We start from the raw sequence: 18,513 nt of genomic DNA on the forward strand, positions 1-18,513 counted from the left end.
ACGCGGCGCAGGGATGCCAAGCATCCCGTTCGCCGGTCATAATGGGCGCGCGCCAGCGAGGGGCTGGCTGGACTTTCGGGGATCAGGATGAAGCGGGGATATCAAGTCGCGCTGGCTGCGATGCTGGCGTTCGTGTGCGTTCCGGCCGTGGCGGCACCGGGCATCGATCTCGATGCCTTCGTCAAGAAGGACACCTTCGTCGACATCAAGCTCTCGCCCACCGGCGAGTACTACGCCGCGACCGTGCCCCTGGAGGACCAGATGGGCCTGGCCATCATCCGGGTGGCGGACGCCCAGATGTCGACCGCGCTGCGGCTGGGCAAGAACACGCACTTCGCCGACTTCGACTGGGTCAGCGACGAGCGGGTCGTGCTCAGCGTGGCCGAGAAGTTCGGGATGATGGACGCGCCCCAGCTCACCGGAGAGCTGTACGCGCTCGATGCCGATGGCAGCGACAAGCAGCTGCTGATCGGCCAGCGCGTCGCCGGTGCCGGAACGGGCACCCGCATCCAGACGCAGCGGGCCGACCGCGTCGCCGCCTTCCTGATCGATCCGCTGCTGGAGGACCCGCGCTACTCGCTGGTGTCCACCGAGCGCTTCGCGCTGGATCCGTTCACCCGCGCCGAGCGCCTGGACATCTATACCGGCCGGCGCGTGGTGGCCGCGATCGCTCCGATCCGCAACGCCCGCTTCACCACCGACAACACCGGCGTGGTGCGCTTCGCGCACGGCGCGGGCCACGACATCGTCAACAAGCTGTATTACCGCGCGGGCGATGGCGCCGAGTGGGTGCTGCTCAACGACGAGTCGGCCAGTGGCCACGCGGAATGGCCGGTGGGCTTCTCCGCCGACAACCGCACGGCGTACCTGACCGTCGAGCAGGCCAGCGGGCCCAGCCGGATCGTCGCGTATGACATCGCCAGCGGCGAACGCACCACCGTGCTCGCGGACGAGACCGGCGATCCGGCGGTGATCCTCCACGCCCCGGGCACCCAGGTGCCGGTCGGCGCGCTGTTCCTGGACGGCAAGCCGCGGACCGCCTTCTTCGATCCGCAGTCCTCGGATGCGCGCCTGTACCGCAGCCTCGAGGCCGCGTTCGATGGCCACGCGGTCTACATCACCTCGAGCACGTCCGACGGGCGCAAGGTGCTGCTGCAGACCTGGAGCGACCGCAACCCGGGCGACTTCTACATCTACGACACCGTCGACAAGAAGGCCGCCCACGTCGTCGCCCGGCGCCAGTGGTTCGACCCGGCGCAGATGGCCGAGCGGCGTCCGGTCAGCCTCCAGGCGCGCGACGGCCTGGAGCTGCAGGGCTTCGTCACCCTTCCCGCCGGCTCCAATGGGCGCAACCTGCCGATGGTGGTGCTGCCGCACGGCGGTCCCTTCGGCATCTTCGACACCTGGCAGTTCGATACCGAGTCGCAGATGCTGGCGTCCGCCGGCTATGCGGTGCTGCAGGTGAACTTCCGCGGCTCGGGCAGCCGCGGCCGCGCCTTCGAGCATGCCGGCGCGCGCGAGTGGGGCGGCCGGATGCAGGACGACGTCACCGACGCCACCCGCTGGGCGATCGCGCAGGGCATCGCCGATGCCGGCCGGATCTGCATCTACGGCAGCAGCTATGGCGGCTATGCCGCGCTGATGGGCGCGGCGCGCGAGCCTGCGCTGTACCGCTGCGCCGCCGGCAACGTGGGCGTCTACGACCTTCCGACCATGCACACGCACGGTGACATCCAGCAGCGCGGCTCGGGCACGACCTACCTGCGCGAGTGGATCGGCGAGCGCGACGCGCTCGGCGCGGTGTCGCCGACGCGCATGGCCGACCGGATCAGGATCCCGGTGTTCCTGGCCGCCGGCGGCAAGGACGAACGCGCGCCGATCGAGCACACCCGGATGATGGAGCGCGCGCTGGCGTCGGCTGGCGTACCGGTGGAAACCGCCTACTTCCCCACCGAAGGGCACGGCTACTACGACGATGCCAACCGCCGCGAGTACTACACGCGGCTGCTGGCCTTCCTGGGCCGGCACCTGGGCGGCAAGGCCACGGCCGCCAACTAGGCGGCGGCCACCCGCGTCGCGTCGCGCGACGCGGGATCTGGACGCGCAGCCCCCGGAGCGCTAGCGTTGCCGCTTCCTCCGGGGGTGCGATCCGATGACAGACCATGAGCGCGGTGCCGTTCCGCAGCTGACCCTCCGCGCGGTGCTGCTGGCGATCGTGCTGGCGGTGATCCTGTCCGCGGCCAACGCCTACCTCGGCCTGTTCGCGGGCCTGACCATCGCCACCGCGATCCCGGCCGCGGTGGTGTCGATGGGCGTGCTGCGCCTGCTTGGCGGCGGCACGATCCTCGAGAACAACATCGTGCAGACCGGCGCTTCGGCCGGTTCGTCGATCGCGGCGGGCGTCATCTTCACCATCCCCGCCCTGGTGATCCTCGGGTACTGGGACGACTTCCGCTATTCCTGGGTGCTGGCGATCGCCGGCCTGGGCGGCCTGCTCGGGGTGCTGTTCTCGGTGCCGCTGCGGCGCACGATGATCGTCGAGAACCCGCTTCCGTTCCCCGAGGGCAAGGCCGCGGCCGAAGTGCTCAAGGCCGGCGAGAACCCGGGGCCGGGCCTCAGGATCCTCGCGCTGGCGGCCACGGTTGGCGCCGTGGTCAAGGTCGCCGCCGAGAGCGGGATGCGGATGATCCCCGACAACGCGGTGGTGTCGGGCTTCGTCGGCCGCTACCTCGGCTACATGGGCACCAACCTGTCGCCGGCCCTGCTGGGCGTCGGTTACATCGTCGGGCTGAACATCGGCATCGTGGTGCTGTCGGGGGCGATCCTGTCCTGGAACATCGCCATCCCGCTGTACCACGCGCTCTTCCTGGACACCGATCCGGTGCTGGCGGCGCAGCTGGCGGGCGTGCCGGCCGCCGATGCCGCGGGGGCGATCTGGTCGGCGAAGATCCGTTACCTCGGCGTCGGCGCGATGCTGATCGGTGGCATCTGGACCCTGTTCTCGCTGCGCAAGTCACTGCTGTCGGGCGTGAGGAGCGGCATCGCCGCGGCGCGCAAGGGCGGCGACGAGGTCGTGGCCGAGACCGACCGCGACCTGCCGATGAAATGGATGCTGATCGCGCTGCTGCTGTTCGTGATTCCGCTGCTGGTGCTGTACCAGGCGATCGTCGGCAACTGGTTCGTCAGCGTGCCGATGACGATCATCATGATCGTCGCGGGCTTCCTGTTCGTCTCGGTCTCGGCCTACCTGGCAGGCCTGGTGGGCTCGTCGAACAACCCGGTGTCGGGCATCACCATCGCGACCATCCTGTTCGCGGCGGCGGTGCTGGTGCTGCTGCTGGGCCGCGATTCGCCGGTGGGCGCGGTGGCCGCGATCATGATCGGTGCGGTGGTGTGCTGCGCGGCGGCGGTGGGCGGCGACAACCTGCAGGACCTCAAGGCCGGCTACATCGTCGGCGCCACGCCGTGGAAGCAGCAGCTGATGCTGGCGATCGGTGCGTTCTCCTGCGCGCTGATCATGGCCCCGGTGCTCAACCTGCTGGCCCAGGCCTACGGCATCGGTGCGCCGACGCCCGAGCAGCCGCAGTCGCTGGCCGCGCCGCAGGCGACGCTCATGGCCTCGGTGGCGCAGGGCATGTTCGGCGGCAAGCTGCCCTGGGACATGATCGCGATCGGCGCCGGCGTCGGCGCGGCGATCATCGCGCTGGACGAATGGCTCAAGGCCCGCGCCTCCACCTTCCGCGTGCCGGTGCTGGCGGCGGCGATTGGCATCTACCTGCCGATCGAGCTGATGGTGCCGATCTTCCTCGGCGGCGTGCTCGCGTGGATGGTGGAGCGGCGGCACGGCGTCGACGGCCACGACGAGGCGGCCCGCGACCGCGTGCACCGTCCGGGCACGCTGTTCGCGGCTGGCCTGATCACCGGCGAGGCCCTGATGGGCATCGCGATCGCGGTGCCGATCGTCATCACCGAGCGCTCCGACGTGCTGGCCGTGGCCGAATCGCTGCACTTCAACCAGTGGGTCGGGCTGGCGGTGCTGGCCGTGGTGGCCTGGCTGCTCTACCGCAGCTCGGCCAGGCAGGAAGCGCCCGCGGCGCCGGTGGAGCCGGGTCCGCGCTGAGCCGTGGTGGTGGGACTTCCTGCCTTTGCGCAGGGCAGCCCCGCCGCCTACCATCGGGCCTTTCCGTCCGGGAGTCCCGATCCATGCCGCGCACCGCCCTGTTGACCCTGTGCCTGCTCGCCGCGCTGCCGGTGGCCGCCGATGCCCGAGGCCTCGAGGCCCGCGACCTGGTGGCGCTGGAGCGCGTGTCCTCGCCGACGCTGTCGCCTGACGGCCGGCACCTGGTCTTCGCCCAGCGCAGCATCGATTTCGACGCCAACTCCGGCACGTCCGCGCTCTACGTCCGCAACCTGGTGACGCGCGACCTCGCGCCGCCGAAGCGACTGACGCCCGATGGCTGGAACGTGAATTCGCCGGCGTTCTCGCCGGACGGCGGCACGGTGTACTTCCTCAGCGCGAAGAATGGCGCGCAGCAGCTCTACGCGATCCCGCTGGCCGGCGGCACGCCGCGGCAGCTGACCGGCTTCGCGACCGACGTGGGCACCTACCACGTCTCGCCCGACGGCAACCGCGTCGCGTTCAGCGCCAGCGTCTTCGGCGACTGCGGCGCCGACTTCGCCTGCACGAAGCAGCGCATGGATGCCCGCAAGGACTCCAAGGTCTCCGGCGTGGTCTACGACCAGCTGTTCGTGCGCCACTGGGACACCTGGGCCGACGGCACCCGCAACCGGCTGTTCGTGGCCGACCTGCCCGCGCAGGGTGCCAAGCCGGCCAGCTCGGCCACCGCGGTCAGCGCGGCGCTCGACGGCGACATTCCGGGCCGGCCGTTCGGCGGCGCCGAAGACTACACCTGGGCGCCCGACGGCCGCAGCCTCGTCGCCAGCGTGAAGGTCGCCGGCCGCGAAGAGCCGTGGTCGACCAATTTCGATCTCTACCGCCTCGACGCCGGCGGTGGCGCCGCACCAGTCAACCTCACCGCTGACAACGCCGCCTGGGACGCGGGCCCGGTGTTCAGCGCCGACGGCGGCACGCTGTTCTACCGTGCCATGAAGCGCCCGGGCTTCGAGGCCGACCGCTACGCGCTGATGGCGCTGGACCTGGCCAGCGGCGAGCGCCGCGAGATCGCGCCCGGGTGGGACCGCTCGCCCAGCAGCCTGCAGCCCTCGGCCGACGGCCGCGCCCTGTACGTGGCCGCGCAGGACACCGGGGAGTACCCGCTGTTCCGCGTCGATGTCGCGACCGGCGAGGTCACCCGGCTGGTCGGCGGCGGCAGCGTCTCGGCGTTCGAAGTCGCCGGCGAGACCCTGGTCTACAGCCGCAACGCGATCGACACCGGCGACGTCATCCACGTGGCCTCGCTGGACGGGCAGGGCGAGCGCGCCATCACGCCGACCGCCGCCGAGCGCCTGCCGGGCGTCGATTTCGGGGCGTTCGAGCAGTTCAGCTTCAAGGGCGCCAAGGGCGCGACCGTCCATGGCTACGTGGTCAAGCCGTCGAACTTCGAGGAGGGCCGCGAGTATCCGGTCGCCTTCCTGATCCACGGCGGTCCGCAGGGCAGCTTCGGCAACGGCTGGAGCTACCGCTGGAACCCGCAGACCTATGCCGGCCAGGGCTACGCGGTGGTGATGATCGACTTCCATGGCTCGACCGGCTACGGCCAGGCCTACACCGACGCGATCAGCGGCGACTGGGGCGGCGCGCCGCTCGAGGACCTGCAGAAGGGCTGGGCCGCCGCGCAGCAGAAGTACGCCTTCCTCGACGGCGACAACGCCTGCGCGCTCGGCGCCAGCTACGGCGGCTACATGGTCAACTGGATCGCGGGCAACTGGAACGGGCCGTGGAAGTGCCTGGTCAACCACAACGGCGTGTTCGACACCCGTTCGATGGGCCTGGTGACCGAAGAGCTGTGGTTCACCGAGTGGGAGAACGGCGGCACCGTGTTCGACAATCCCGAGGCCTACGAGCGCCACAACCCGGCGCGTCACATCGAGAAGTGGCGCGTGCCGATGCTGGTGGTCGCCGGCCAGAACGATTTCCGTGTTCCGATCGACCAGAGCCTGTCGACCTTCACCGCGCTGCAGCGCCAGGGCATCGACTCGAAGCTGCTGTACTTCCCCGACGAGAACCACTGGGTGCTCAAGCCGCAGAACAGCGTCCTCTGGCATGACACCGTCAATGCCTGGCTGAAGCAGCACATCGGTCCCTGACCGCCCCGCGTCGCGGCCGGCCCGGAATGGGTCGGCCGCGCGTTCCCGTACGCGTCTCCCCACCCAGCACAACAGGACACTGCCGATGGCACCCACTCCCGCCACGCCCCAAGCCGAAGCCGCCGCCATCGATGCCCTGGATCCCGTGGGTGCGGCGGCCGCGGTCGAGGCGTCGGCGCCGCTGCTCGGCAACGACATCGTGGTCTTCGGTCTGATCGCGGCCACGCTCGGCACGATCTTCTGGCTGGCGTCGGGTCCGACGCCGTTCTGGAAGAAGTTCTTCGCCTGGATCCCGGCGCTGCTGCTGTGCTACTTCGTGCCCGCGTTCTACAACACGGTCAACCTCATCGATGGCGAGGGCAGCGCGCTCTACCACCTGGCCAGCCGGGTCCTGCTGCCGGCCGCGCTGGTCCTGCTGACGCTGTCGATCGACCTCAAGGGCATCCTGAAGCTCGGGCCCAAGCTGCTGTTCGTGTTCTGCGCCGGCACCCTGGGCATCGTGCTGGGCGCGATCATCACCTTCCAGACGATGGAATGGTTCTGGCCGGCCGCGGTGGCGGGCGACACCTGGAAGGGCATGGCCGCGCTGTCGGGAAGCTGGATCGGCGGCGGCGCCAACATGGTTGCGATCCGCGAGATCTACGAGGTCGACGCCACCCTGTTCGGGCAGTTCGCCGTGGTCGACGTGGCGATCGCCAGCCTGCTGATGGCCACCCTGCTGTTCCTCGCCAATCGCGCCGGACCGATCGACCTGCGCAGCGGCGCCGACACCCGCGCGCTGGACGACATGAAGGAACGCATCGCCGCCTACGAGGCCGCGAACGCGCGCATCCCGTCGCTCGCCGACCTGATGATGATCGTCGGCTGGGCCTTCGGCATCGTCGGCCTTGCGCATGCGATCTCCGAGCCGGCCTCGGCGTGGTTCAAGGCCAATGCGCCCTGGTCGTCGCAGTTCAGCCTGGATGCGCCCTTCGTCTGGATCGTGGTGCTGTCGACGCTCGGCGGACTGGTGCTGAGCTTCACCCGCGTCCGCCGCCTGGAGGACGCGGGTGCGTCGCGCGTCGGCACCGTGTTTCTGTATTTCCTGATCGCCTGCATCGGCATGCAGATGGACTTCCTCAAGCTGGCCAACCGCCCGGAACTGGTGGTGATCGGCTTCATGTGGATGTCGATCCACGTGGCGGTGATCTGGTACGCGGCGCGCCTGGTGAAGGCGCCGCTGTTCTACTTCGGCGTCGGCTCGATGGGCAACGTGGGTGCGGCCGCCTCGGCGCCGGTCATCGCCGCCGCCTTCCATCCGACGCTGGCCCCGGTGGGCGTGCTGCTTGGAACGGTCGGCTATGCCAGCGGTACGGTGATCGCCTACGGACTGGGGCAGATCCTGCGGATGATGGCGGGGGCCTGACGCCGGCAACCCCGGCCCGGCGGCCCGTCCCAGGGCTGCCCGGCCCCGGTCGGGGCTCTCAGCAGCAGCGGAACCCGCCGCGCCCGCCGTAGCGGGCTTCCTGGCGCTCGCGGAAGAAGGTCGGGTAGTCCATGGGCTCCCGGTCCGGGTGCTTCTCCAGCACGTGGCGCACGTAGTTGTCGTAGTCGGGGATGCCGCAGCACAGCCGCGCGGTCTGCAGGACCCGACGCCACACGCGCTTGTGGGTGGCGAAATGGTCGAGCGGGACCAGCGCGCCGGCCATCAGAGCCAGACCTTCCGCTGCTCTTCGGTCAGCGCGACGTAGGCCGTCTCGCGGTCGCTGCGCGCCGGGTTCGCACGCGCCTTGCGCACCGCGCCGACCGAATACACCAGCACCGCCACGACCACGAACATGAAGAGCGCGGTGAGTCCGGCGTTGACGTAGTTGTTGATCATGATCTGCTGCATGCCGCCGAAGTCCTTCGAGGGCGCGATCAGTTCGCCGGCGTTGATCGCCGCGCGGTACTTGTTCGCCTGCGCCAGGAAACCCACGCCCGGGTTGGCATCGAAGATCTTGATCCAGCCGGCGCTGAGCGTGCAGGCCAGCAGCCACACGGCCGGCACGATCGGCACCCACGCGTAGCGGTCCTTCTTCATCTTGAACAGGACCACCGTGCACAGCATCAGCGCGATGCCGGCCAGCATCTGGTTGGCGATGCCGAACAGCGGCCACAGCATGTTGATGCCGCCCAGCGGATCGGTGACGCCCTGGTAGAGGAAGTAGCCCCACAGCGCGACGCAGCCGCCGGTGGCGATCAGGTTCGCGCCCCAGGACTCGGTCCGGCGCATCGCCGGGACGAAGTTGCCCAGCAGGTCCTGCAGCATGAAGCGCCCGGCGCGGGTGCCGGCATCGACCGCGGTCAGGATGAACAGCGCCTCGAAGAGGATCGCGAAGTGGTACCAGAAGGCCATCATCCCTTCGCCCGGGATCACCGCGTGGAAGATCTGCGCGATGCCCACCGCCAGCGTCGGCGCGCCGCCGGCGCGGGAGATGATCGAGGCTTCGCCGACATCCTCGGCGGTCTGGACCAGCACCTCGGGCGTGACCGTGAAGCCCCAGCTCGACACCACCTGCGCCACCGCGGCCGGGTCGGTGCCGATGATCGCGGCGGGGCTGTTCATGGCGAAGTACACGCCCGGATCGATGATCGAGGCGGCCACCATGGCCATGATCGCCACGAACGATTCCATCAGCATGCCGCCGTAGCCGAGGTAGGGTGCGTGGCGTTCGTTGGCCATGAGCTTGGGCGTGGTGCCCGAGGCGATCAGCGCGTGGAAGCCCGACACCGCGCCGCAGGCGATGGTGATGAACAGGAAGGGGAACATCGAGCCCTTCCACACCGGCCCGGTGCCGTCGGTGAACTGGGTCAGCGCGGGCATCTGCAGCATCGGCATCGTGATCAGGATGCCGATGGCCAGGCCGATGATCACGCCGATCTTGAGGAAGGTGGACAGGTAGTCGCGCGGCGCCAGCAGCAGCCAGACCGGCAGCACCGCGGCGACGAAGCCGTAGCCGATCAGCATCCAGGTGATCTGGGTGCCGGTGAAGGTGAACGCCGGGCCCCAGGTCGGGTGCGCGGCCACGCTGCCGCCGAACCAGATCGCGGCCATCAGCAGCACCAGCCCGATGACCGAGATCTCGCCGATCTTCCCGGGCCTGAGATAGCGCATGTAGATGCCCATGAAGATCGCGATCGGCATCGTCGCGATCACCGTGAACATGCCCCAGGGGCTTTCCGCCAGCGCCTTCACCACGATCATCGCCAGCACGGCGAGGATGATGATCATGATCAGGAAGGCGCCGAACAGGGCGATGGTGCCGGGGATCCGCCCCATCTCCTCGCGCACCAGGTCGCCGAGCGAGCGCGCGTCGCGGCGGCTCGAGACCACCAGCACCATGAAGTCCTGCACTGCGCCCGCCAGCACCACGCCCACGATCAGCCACAGGGTTCCGGGCAGGTAGCCCATCTGCGCCGCCAGCACCGGGCCGACCAGCGGCCCCGCGCCGGCGATCGCGGCGAAGTGGTGGCCGAACAGCACGTGCTTGTTGGTGGGCACGTAGTCCAGGCCATCGTTGTGGATCATCGCCGGCGTGGCGCGGGTGGCATCGAGGTTGAACACCCGGTCGGCGATGAAGCGCGCATAGAAGCGGTAGGCGACCAGGTAGATCGAGACCGCGGCGACCACGATCCACAGCGCATTGATCGATTCGCCGCGCCTGAGCGCGATTGTGCCAAGGCAGAACGCGCCCAGCACCGCGAGCGCCGCCCACGCGATCTTGCCGAGTCCACCCTTCATGGCACGCCCCGTTGGATTGTTGGGATCAGGGTCGCTTCTACTCCGATCGTGGTCAATCGCCAATGCTGCGCTGCGGCGGGAACTGGCCTACGACTTTGGTCGCAGGCCGCGCAGCGCTGTCAGAGCCAGCGCACCTTGCGCAGGTAGCGATAGAGCAGCCCCACCACCAGCACCACGACGCCGATCAGCACCGGGTAGCTCCAGCGTCCATGGAGCTCGGGCATGTGCACGAAGTTCATGCCGTACCAGCTGGCGATGAGGGTCGGCGCCGCCAGCAGGGCGGCCCAGCCGGCCAGGCGCTTGACCACTTCACCCTGCGCCAGCGTCACCAGCGCCTGGTTGACGCCCAGCGCCGTGCCGAGCATGTCGCGCAGCACGTCCACGGCGTCGTTGGCGCGGACCGAGTGGTCGAGCACGTCGCGCAGGTACAGCCGCACGTCCTCCGACACCAGCGGGCCGCCGGTGCGCACCAGCTGCGACAGCACGTCCTGCATCGAGGTCACCGCCACCCGCATGTAGGTCAGCTCGCGCTTGAGTTCGTAGAGGCGGCGGATGGTGCCGCGGCGGTAGGTCTCGCTGAAGACGTCCTGTTCCAGCGCTTCCAGCGTCGAGCGGAACTCGTCGACGATCGGCAGGTAGTTGTCGACGATGGTGTCGAGCACCGCGTACAGGGCGAAGGCCGGGCCCAGCGCCATCAGCTCCGGATCGCGTTCCAGCCGGCTGCGCGCCGGCGCATAGGTCAGCGAATGCCCGTGGCGCACGGTGACGAGGTAGCGGGCGCCGAGGAAGGCATGGGTCTCGCCGTAACGGATGATGCGTTCGTCGACCACCTGCGCGGTCTTCGCGACCAGGAACAGCGAGTCGCCATAGCCCTCGAGCTTGGGTCGCTGGTGCGCGTGGTGCGCGTCCTCGATCGCGAGGTCGTGGAGCCCGAACTCCTCCTGCAGCTTCTCGAGCACGCCTTCGCCGGGTTCGTACAGGCCGATCCACACGAAGCTGCCGTCGTCGACGGCGAGGACGTCGCTGATCGCGTCGAGGTCGATGTCGCGGCGATGCCCCGCGCGGTCATAGGCCGCGCAGTTGATGACGCTGGAGGGCATCCGCGCCGCGACGTCGTCGTTCATGCCCTCATCCTGCGGCCGGGCGTGCCCGCGGGTGAAGTGCCGCGGCCAGGGCCAGCTGCAGGGGCAGCAGGAGCGCCACCCAGTGCGCGTTGCGTTGCGACTGCAGCGGCATCCAGAGCAGGAACGGAGCCAGCACGGCCATGGCCGCCACGGCGACCAGCACCACGCCGAACACCCGTCCACCCGGACGGCCGCGGGCGATGCGCCATGCGCCCGGGAGGAGAAGCAGGCACAGCGGGTTGAGCAGCAGCAGGTTGTGGTTGGCCCAGCCGAAGCGGTGCGCGGTGGCGAGCCAGATGTAGAGCATCACCGCGCCGACCAGCGCGCACGCGAACCATGCCGGGACCGCCGCGGCGGCCACCATGCGGGGCCGCGCGCGCTGCGTCCAGGCGAGGGCCCCAAGGAGCAGGCCGGCGAGCAGCCACGGCCACCAGGCCACGCGCCGCGGCTCCGGTTCGGCGGCCAGGCGGTGCGGCAGCAGGACCTCCTCGGCGACCACCAGCGGCCGGCCATCGGCGAGCTGCATCTCGCGCAGCGACTGCGCCAGGCGCATCGGCACGAACGCGTCGTCCCAGAGCGCGTTCGGGCGGTCGGACGCCGGCCCCAGGCCGACGTCGAAGCCCAGCGCCATCAGCCGGTCGGGGCGTGCCAGGCGCACCGCCTCGCTGCGGAAGGTGTTGCCCTGCGAGCGGCCCTGCAGGCGGCGGGCGAGGGCGCCGTCCAGGGTGGCGTCGATGGCGTCGCGCACCCGGGTCGAGCAGTTGTCGGTGAAGTAATCGTAGGTGTAGGTGGCGTTTTCAGGCCGCGCGTTCCAGGCCAGCCGACCGGCGAGGGCGGTGGCGGCGGCGGCGTCCAGGTCGAGCCACTGGATCGAGACGCCGCGACCGACGCTGTCGTAGTACGCGAGGTCTTCCGCGAACGGCAGGACGGCCAGGCGATAGCGCATCTCGCCGCGCAGGAAGCGCAGGTGGAAGTCGGGCTCGGCGGGATCGAAGAAGCCGAAGTTGTACGACAGCGGCGGGCCGGCGGCGGGGTCGTCGACCACGATCGCGTTGTGGCCGAAACGCTCGAAGAAGATCTCGCCCGGCTGCATGGTGGCCACGCCGATGCGCGGAGCGGCAACGGCGGGCAGGCAGGCCACGACGAGGAGCAGCAGCACCAGGGCGGCGATCCGGCGGGCGATGCGTCTGCCAGGCGCGCGCACGCCGGTCACCGCGCGCGGCGCTCAGTCGCCATGGATCGACAGGTGCAGCGCGTGCAGGCGGCGCGCGTCGGCGCTGGCGACGCGGAAGCTGAAGCGACCCAGCGTCAGCTCCTCGCCGGCTTCGGGCAGGTGCCCGATCGCGGCCGTGATCAGTCCGCCGATGGTGTCGTACTCGTCGTCGTCGAAATCGGCGCCGAAGCGCTCGTTGAAGTCGTCGATCGGGGTCAGGGCGTCGACGACGTACTGGCCGTCCGCCTGCGCCGCGATCAGCGCTTCGGGGTTCAGCGCCTCGTCGTGCTCGTCGTCGATCTCGCCGACGATCTCCTCCAGCACGTCCTCGATCGTGATCACCCCGGCCACGCCGCCGTACTCGTCGATCACGATCGCCATGTGGTTGCGCGACTGCCGGAACTCGCGCAGCAGCACGTTGAGCTTCTTCGATTCCGGGATCAGCACCGCCGGGCGCAGCAGCTCGCGCACCGTGCCGGGGCCGTTGTCGGCCACCACGCCGCGCAGCAGGTCCTTGGCCAGCAGGATGCCGAGGATCTCGTCCTTGTCCTCGCCGTGCACCGGGAAGCGCGAGTGGCCGGACTCGACCACCTGCTTCATGAGGTCGATGAAGCGCGCCTCCACGGGCAGCGAGACCATCTGCGAGCGCGGCACCATGACATCGCCCACGGTCATGTCGGAGACCGCAATCGCGCCCTCCATCATCCGCAGGGTGTCGGCCCCGATCAGGTCGTCGGCCTGGGCGTCGCGCAGCAGCTCCACCAGGTCATCGCGGGTGCTGGGCTCGCCGGTGATCGCCGAGCTCAGGCGTTCGAGCCAGCTGCGCCGGCGTTCCGGAGCGTCCGGCGCGGCGCTGTGACTACTGTCGTCTTCGGGCATTGCGGTCTGGTCAGCGCCCCGCGTGGGGCGACCGGGGAAGTTTACCCCGCGGCCGGCTACCCCGCTGCGAAGGCGCGCCCGACGCGATCGCTGGGATTTCCCGACCCGCGGGCGGGTGTCCGCCCGTGGCCGAGGCGCGCCGCAGGCCGGTCGCGCGGTTCCCGGCGCGGCGGCAGGCTGGGAACCGGTCGCAGGACGCGGCTCCGCGGCATCCGCCGCGCACATCCAGGAGGAATCCCGATGCCCCGCAAGCCCCGCAATCACAACCCGTTCCCCACCCTGCTCCTGCCCGTGCTGCTGCTGGGCGCGGGGCTGGGGCCCGCCGGCGCCGAGGCCGCTCCGCGCCGGGCAACCTATGTCGACGCGTCCTCCTACCTGCAGGACGAGGTGGATTTCGAAGCCTGGTTCACCCTGCGCCGCCAGTTGCGGCTGAATTTCGACGCCATCTGCGGAGACACCTTCTGCGAGGGCGATTACACCAACATCCAGGCCCTGCGCTTCGTCTGCTCGGTGCAGCGCCTCACCGGCCGCGTCGGAGAGTGCGCCTGGAGCTTCGCAGCCAGCGAGGAGTCCGTGGATCCGGCGCGCGGACGCATCGGCCTGGATGCGCCGGCCTGGCTCTGCCGCTCGCCGCTGGCGCCCGGGACCACGATCGAAGCCCTGCTCGACGCGCTGCAGGGCGAGGAGCCGCTGTATGCCGCGCTCCCCGGGACGGCGCTGACGCTTTACGACGGCCTGGTCGACTGCCTCTGACCGGCACATGCCGGAGCGGGAAGCCTCAGCCTTCGCGGTAGGGATCGCCGATGCCGAGCCCGGCCAGGATCTCCCGCTCCAGCTGCTCCATGGCTTCGGCCTCGATGTCGTTGCCGTGGTCCCAACCGAGCAGGTGCAGGGTGCCGTGGACGGTGAGGTGGGCATAGTGGGCCGCGAGCGGCTTCGCCTGCTCCTGCGCCTCGCGGGCGACCACCGGCGCGCAGAGCACCAGGTCGCCCAGGAGCGGCAGGCGGACGCCCTCGGGCAGTCCTTCCGGCAGGTCGGCGGGAAAGCTCAGGACATTGGTGGCGTAGTCGCGGCCGCGGTAGTGCCGGTTGAGCGCGCGGCCTTCCTTTTCGTCGACCAGGCGGATCGCGAGGTCCGCCTCGCGGATCCGTCCGGACAGCGCCGCGGCCACCCATTTGCGGAAGCTGACCGCGGCCGGGATTCCGGCGCGCGGCAGCGCATAGCCGACGGAGACGTCGAGACGGACGGGACCCTGGGTCATGCCTCCCAGTCTACGCCGGACCTGTCGAAGCGTCCTCCGCGTCGCGGCGGTCGTAGGCGTTGACGATCCTGGCCACCAGCGGGTGGCGCACCACGTCGCGCGATTCGAAGAAGGTGAAGCTCACGCCGTCGACGTCGCGCAGCACCTCGAGCGCGTCGCGCAGGCCGGACTTCATCGACTTCGGCAGGTCGATCTGGGTGAGGTCGCCAGTGACGACCGCCGTGCTGCCGAAGCCCAGGCGGGTCAGAAACATCTTCATCTGTTCGATGGTGGTGTTCTGCGCCTCGTCGAGGATCACGTAGGCGTCGTTGAGCGTGCGTCCGCGCATGTAGGCCAGCGGCGCGATCTCGATGACGTTCTTCTCCAGCAGCTTCAGCACCTTCTCCACGCCGAGCATCTCGTACAGCGCGTCGTAGAGCGGACGCAGATAGGGATCGACCTTCTGCGACAGGTCGCCCGGCAGGAACCCGAGTTTCTCGCCGGCCTCGACCGCCGGGCGCACCAGCACCAGGCGCTGTACGCGCGACTCGTTCAGGGCCTCCACGGCGCTGGCCACCGCCAGGAAGGTCTTGCCGGTACCGGCCGGGCCGATGCCGAAGTTGATGTCGTGGGTCGCGATCGCGTGCAGGTACTTCTGCTGGTTCGGGCCGCGGCCGCGGATGGTGCCGCGCTTGACGCGGATCGCGACCGTCTGCGGCACGAAGTCGGCGTCGTCGCGGCCCGCGGCCGCTCCGTCGGCAGTGTCGGACTGCACGACCCGCGAAGCATTCACCCGCAGGTTGATCGCATGCGCGTCGAATGTTTCGCTGGCGGACTCCTCGTAGAGGTCGCGGAGCAGGCGCTCCGCTTCGTCGACGCGATCGCCGTCGTCGCCACTGACGCGGAAGATGTTGCCGCGGTTGGCGATCTCGACGCCGAGCGCCAGTTCGATCTGGCGCAGATGGGCGTCGAAGGGCCCGCCGAGGTTGGCGAGCCGCTCGGTGTCCGCGGGTTCGAGGGTGAAATCACGCTGGTGGGAATTGGGCATGCGGCAAGGGTAGCGCGCCCACGGCGATGCGCGTGCACGTGGCCTCGACGCCGGCCACGGCGTTCGTCAGTCCTGTCTGCGGTGGCCTGCGCGCAGCCCGCGCATCAGCAGCGCGAGCCCCGTGGCGCCAAGCAACAGCGCGCCCCCGAACCAGATCCAGCCAACGGCGCCTGCGCTGCCGGCGTCGCGCACCAGGTAGAGCCAGGCGCGGGCCAGGCCCAGGGCCGCGAGGCCACAGAGCCAGAGGCCGAGCGGGTCTAAGCGGCGCCTGGCGCGCATGGCGGAAGGGGGCGGGTCCTGGGCCATGCCGCCCGTACTCAGCCGGTGACGGGCGCGTCGGTCGTCGCCAGGCGTCCGCGCAGCGAGTTGCTGAGCGCGCCGGTGACCAGCACGTCCACGAACTGGCCGACCAGGCCTGGCGACCCGGCGAAATTCACCGACCGCATGTTCTCGGTCTTGCCCGTGAGTTCGGCGGGATCCCTGCGCGAGGGTCCGGTCACCAGCACCTTCTGCACGCTGCCGACCATCGCCTGCGAAATCCCCGCGGCGTGGGCGTTGATCTGCGCCTGCAGCCGCGCCAGCCGGGCATGCTTGGCCTCGCTGGACACGCTGTCCTCGAGGTCGGCGGCCGGGGTGCCCGGTCGGCGCGAGTAGATGAAGGAGAACGACTGGTCGAAGCCCACGTCCTCGATCAGCTTCATCGTCTTCTCGAAGTCGGCGTCGGTCTCGCCGGGGAAGCCGACGATGAAGTCCGAGGAGATCGAGATGTCGGGACGCACCGCGCGCAGCTTGCGGATCTTCTGCTTGAACTCCAGCGCCGTGTAGCCGCGCTTCATCGCCGACAGGATGCGGTCCGAGCCCGACTGCACCGGCAGGTGCAGGTAGTTGGCCAGCTGCGGCACGTCGCGGTAGGCCTCGACCAGCGAGTCCGAGAACTCCAGCGGATGCGAGGTGGTGAAGCGGATGCGGTCGATGCCGTCGATCTCGGCGATGGTGCGGATCAGCAGGCCGAGGTCGGCGAACGGCAGCCCGCCGTCCGTCGCTCCGTCGCCTTCCCGGCCGTCTTCGCCAGCCCCGGCAGCGGGCATCGGCCCGCGGTAGGCGTTGACGTTCTGCCCCAGCAGGTTCACCTCGCGCACGCCCTGGGCGGCGAGCTGCATCACCTCCACAAGGACGTCCTCGAACGGGCGGCTGACCTCCTCGCCGCGGGTGTAGGGCACCACGCAGAACGAGCAGTACTTGCTGCAGCCTTCCATGATCGAGACGAAGGCGCTCGGCCCTTCCGCGCGCGGCTCCGGAAGCCGGTCGAACTTCTCGATCTCGGGGAAGCTGATGTCGACCTGGGGCCGCCCGGTCTCGCGCCGGCCCCGCAGGAGCTCGGGCAGCCGGTGCAGGGTCTGCGGCCCGAAGACCAGGTCCACGTAGGGCGCGCGCTTCACGATCGCTTGGCCCTCCTGGCTGGCCACGCATCCGCCGACGCCGATCAGCACCGGGCGCCCGCCCTGCTTCAGGGCCTTCCAGCGACCGAGCTGGCTGAAGACCTTTTCCTGGGCTTTTTCGCGGATCGAGCAGGTATTGACCAGGATCACGTCGGCTTCTTCGACTTTCGTCGTCAGCTCCAGTCCATCCGACTCGGCCAGGACATCGGCCATCCGCGCCGAGTCGTACTCGTTCATCTGGCAGCCGTGGGTCTGGATGAACAGCTTGCCGCGGCGCGTCGGGGCGGCGGCGTCGGGCGCCGGGCGCGCGAGGATGGTGTCGTCGGTCATGGCGGTTCCGGGGCACGGCGGTGAGTCCGGGCCGGAGGGGTGGGGATGGCCGAGCAGTGTAAACCCGGGGCCCGGCGCTGGCCGCGGAGGGGACGGGCCGGCGTTTCCTTGGGCGTGGTCACGGTTCCGGGCCTTGGCAAGGCCGCCCCAAGATAGGAGACTGCGCGCGAATGGAGGGGCGGGGATGACACGCTACGGGATACTGGGTCTCGCCTGGACGGCGATGATCGGCCTGGCCTGCGCGGCTGCGGCCGGCCCCGCCGTGGCCGGCACCATCTACCGCTGCGAAACCGGCGACGGCGTGACCAGCTATGTCAGCCGGCGCATCAGCGGCGCGACCTGCGCGGTCGCCACCACCTACCGTCCCAGCCGACCCTCGCGCCCGAGCCAGCCCTCGACCACGCCGGGCGCGGTCGGCGGCGCGACGGCATCGACGGCCGTCGCCGGCTCGCCGGCTTCAATCAACACCAACGCGCCTGCCACCTTCATGGGCGCGGGCGGCGCGGCTCCGGCGGCGTCCACGGGCGGGGTCTCGACCACCCAGGTGCCGTCGGCCCCGTCGTCCAACGCCGGTTCGCGCCGGCTGGTCCAGGGGCAGGTGTACTCCTATGTCAAGGATGGCGTGCGCCACTACACCAGCCGCAAGCCGGCGGGCGGCGGCGGTGCCGGCGCGGTCCGCACCATCCGCTACAGCTTCTTCGAGACCTGCTATGCCTGCGGCTCGCCCGGCCTGAACTTCTCCAACGTCCGGCTCAACACCGCGGCCTACGACGCCGAGGTCAAGGCCGCGTCGCAGGAGTTCGGGGTCGAGGAAGCGATCATCCGCGCGATCATGCACGCCGAGTCCGCGTTCAACCCCAACGCCCTGTCCCGCGTCGGTGCCCAGGGCCTGATGCAGCTGATGCCGGCGACCGCCGACCGTTTCGGCGTGGTCAACGCCTTCGACCCGGCGCAGAACATCCGCGGCGGCGTCCGCTACCTGGCCTGGCTGCTCAAGCGCTTCAACGGCGACCTGACGCTGGCCGCGGCCGGCTACAACGCGGGCGAGGGTGCCGTGGACCGCCACAAGGGCGTGCCCCCGTACAACGAAACCCGGCGCTATGTCGAGCGCGTGGGCGTCCTGGCCGACCGTTATCGGGCCAATCTGGCGGCGAACTGAGCCTTCGCGGGGCAACCGACGTTGTCCCCTGAATCGGCGTTCCGCTACACT

14 protein-coding genes and 1 pseudogene are annotated in these 18,513 nt (G+C 70.1%); 6 read left to right on the forward strand and 9 right to left on the reverse strand.

The features are described 5' to 3' along the window. Positions 1 to 87: 87 nt before the first annotated feature. From JGR68_RS03335 to JGR68_RS03350, 4 genes are all read left to right on the forward strand, one after another. Positions 88 to 2,058 (forward strand): S9 family peptidase, encoded by a 1,971-nt coding sequence (locus JGR68_RS03335; RefSeq protein ID WP_199360553.1) that lies wholly within the window; start codon positions 88 to 90, stop codon positions 2,056 to 2,058. Positions 2,059 to 2,152: 94 nt separating this feature from the next. Then, complete coding sequence (locus tag JGR68_RS03340) at positions 2,153 to 4,120, forward strand: oligopeptide transporter, OPT family (RefSeq protein WP_199360555.1); 1,968 nt, start codon at positions 2,153 to 2,155, stop codon at positions 4,118 to 4,120. 83 nt (positions 4,121 to 4,203) lie between these two features. After that, positions 4,204 to 6,267, forward strand: a complete 2,064-nt coding sequence (locus JGR68_RS03345; RefSeq protein ID WP_199360557.1) for a S9 family peptidase — start codon at positions 4,204 to 4,206, stop codon at positions 6,265 to 6,267. 85 nt (positions 6,268 to 6,352) lie between these two features. Beyond that, positions 6,353 to 7,672, forward strand: coding sequence for a DUF819 family protein (locus JGR68_RS03350; protein ID WP_199360558.1), 1,320 nt, complete (start codon positions 6,353 to 6,355; stop codon positions 7,670 to 7,672). 58 nt (positions 7,673 to 7,730) lie between these two features. Here the strand turns inward: JGR68_RS03350 and JGR68_RS03355 are convergent, their stop codons facing one another. From JGR68_RS03355 to JGR68_RS03375, 5 genes are all read right to left on the reverse strand, one after another. Then, positions 7,731 to 7,955, reverse strand: a complete 225-nt coding sequence (locus JGR68_RS03355) for a CstA-like transporter-associated (seleno)protein (protein ID WP_191730170.1) — start codon at positions 7,953 to 7,955, stop codon at positions 7,731 to 7,733. Further along, positions 7,955 to 10,030: a carbon starvation CstA family protein gene (locus JGR68_RS03360; protein WP_199360560.1), complete on the reverse strand. Its 2,076-nt coding sequence runs from the start codon at positions 10,028 to 10,030 to the stop codon at positions 7,955 to 7,957. The genes JGR68_RS03355 and JGR68_RS03360 overlap by 1 nt, the downstream gene beginning before the upstream one ends. Positions 10,031 to 10,149: 119 nt before the next feature. Next, positions 10,150 to 11,154: a magnesium and cobalt transport protein CorA gene (locus tag JGR68_RS03365; protein WP_199360562.1), complete on the reverse strand. Its 1,005-nt coding sequence runs from the start codon at positions 11,152 to 11,154 to the stop codon at positions 10,150 to 10,152. 4 nt (positions 11,155 to 11,158) lie between these two features. Continuing rightward, positions 11,159 to 12,358: a DUF4105 domain-containing protein gene (locus JGR68_RS03370; RefSeq protein ID WP_234446575.1), complete on the reverse strand. Its 1,200-nt coding sequence runs from the start codon at positions 12,356 to 12,358 to the stop codon at positions 11,159 to 11,161. Between the two features lie 21 nt (positions 12,359 to 12,379). Continuing rightward, complete coding sequence (locus JGR68_RS03375) at positions 12,380 to 13,246, reverse strand: transporter associated domain-containing protein (RefSeq protein ID WP_199360564.1); 867 nt, start codon at positions 13,244 to 13,246, stop codon at positions 12,380 to 12,382. 240 nt (positions 13,247 to 13,486) lie between these two features. On the opposite strand from JGR68_RS03375, the gene JGR68_RS03380 reads away from it, so the two are divergent. Continuing rightward, positions 13,487 to 13,999, forward strand: coding sequence for a hypothetical protein (locus JGR68_RS03380; protein WP_199360566.1), 513 nt, complete (start codon positions 13,487 to 13,489; stop codon positions 13,997 to 13,999). Between the two features lie 25 nt (positions 14,000 to 14,024). On the opposite strand, the gene ybeY is transcribed toward JGR68_RS03380, so the two are convergent. The 4 genes and pseudogenes from ybeY to miaB all read right to left on the reverse strand — a co-directional run. Continuing rightward, positions 14,025 to 14,507, reverse strand: coding sequence for an rRNA maturation RNase YbeY (ybeY, locus tag JGR68_RS03385; RefSeq protein WP_199360568.1), 483 nt, complete (start codon positions 14,505 to 14,507; stop codon positions 14,025 to 14,027). Positions 14,508 to 14,517: 10 nt separating this feature from the next. Then, positions 14,518 to 15,534, reverse strand: a complete 1,017-nt coding sequence (locus JGR68_RS03390; RefSeq protein WP_199360570.1) for a PhoH family protein — start codon at positions 15,532 to 15,534, stop codon at positions 14,518 to 14,520. Positions 15,535 to 15,600: 66 nt separating this feature from the next. Next, on the reverse strand, positions 15,601 to 15,840 hold the full coding sequence (locus JGR68_RS03395) for a hypothetical protein (protein ID WP_200672717.1): 240 nt from the start codon (positions 15,838 to 15,840) through the stop codon (positions 15,601 to 15,603). An 11-nt stretch (positions 15,841 to 15,851) separates the two neighbouring features. Beyond that, positions 15,852 to 17,246, reverse strand: a pseudogene (gene miaB, locus JGR68_RS03400) (tRNA (N6-isopentenyl adenosine(37)-C2)-methylthiotransferase MiaB); the annotation flags it as partial. Positions 17,247 to 17,526: 280 nt separating this feature from the next. On the opposite strand from miaB, the gene JGR68_RS03405 reads away from it, so the two are divergent. After that, positions 17,527 to 18,462, forward strand: coding sequence for a lytic transglycosylase domain-containing protein (locus JGR68_RS03405; protein ID WP_199360896.1), 936 nt, complete (start codon positions 17,527 to 17,529; stop codon positions 18,460 to 18,462). The last annotated feature ends 51 nt before the right edge of the window (positions 18,463 to 18,513 follow it).

This window comes from Luteimonas sp. MC1750, assembly GCF_016615955.1.
Lineage (GTDB): Bacteria > Pseudomonadota > Gammaproteobacteria > Xanthomonadales > Xanthomonadaceae > Luteimonas.

Excerpts from the sequence above, each read along its gene's own strand:
- JGR68_RS03390 (WP_199360570.1), bottom strand. The coding sequence starts at position 15,534 with ATGCCCAATTCCCACCAGCGTGATTTCACCCTCGAACCCGCGGACACC.
- JGR68_RS03365 (WP_199360562.1), bottom strand. The coding sequence starts at position 11,154 with ATGAACGACGACGTCGCGGCGCGGATGCCCTCCAGCGTCATCAACTGC.
- JGR68_RS03395 (WP_200672717.1), bottom strand. The coding sequence starts at position 15,840 with ATGGCCCAGGACCCGCCCCCTTCCGCCATGCGCGCCAGGCGCCGCTTA.
- JGR68_RS03380 (WP_199360566.1), top strand. The coding sequence starts at position 13,487 with ATGCCCCGCAAGCCCCGCAATCACAACCCGTTCCCCACCCTGCTCCTG.
- JGR68_RS03355 (WP_191730170.1), bottom strand. The coding sequence starts at position 7,955 with ATGGCCGGCGCGCTGGTCCCGCTCGACCATTTCGCCACCCACAAGCGC.
- JGR68_RS03360 (WP_199360560.1), bottom strand. The coding sequence starts at position 10,030 with ATGAAGGGTGGACTCGGCAAGATCGCGTGGGCGGCGCTCGCGGTGCTG.
- JGR68_RS03405 (WP_199360896.1), top strand. The coding sequence starts at position 17,527 with ATGATCGGCCTGGCCTGCGCGGCTGCGGCCGGCCCCGCCGTGGCCGGC.
- JGR68_RS03345 (WP_199360557.1), top strand. The coding sequence starts at position 4,204 with ATGCCGCGCACCGCCCTGTTGACCCTGTGCCTGCTCGCCGCGCTGCCG.
- JGR68_RS03335 (WP_199360553.1), top strand. The coding sequence starts at position 88 with ATGAAGCGGGGATATCAAGTCGCGCTGGCTGCGATGCTGGCGTTCGTG.
- JGR68_RS03340 (WP_199360555.1), top strand. The coding sequence starts at position 2,153 with ATGACAGACCATGAGCGCGGTGCCGTTCCGCAGCTGACCCTCCGCGCG.
- ybeY (WP_199360568.1), bottom strand. The coding sequence starts at position 14,507 with ATGACCCAGGGTCCCGTCCGTCTCGACGTCTCCGTCGGCTATGCGCTG.
- JGR68_RS03350 (WP_199360558.1), top strand. The coding sequence starts at position 6,353 with ATGGCACCCACTCCCGCCACGCCCCAAGCCGAAGCCGCCGCCATCGAT.
- JGR68_RS03375 (WP_199360564.1), bottom strand. The coding sequence starts at position 13,246 with ATGCCCGAAGACGACAGTAGTCACAGCGCCGCGCCGGACGCTCCGGAA.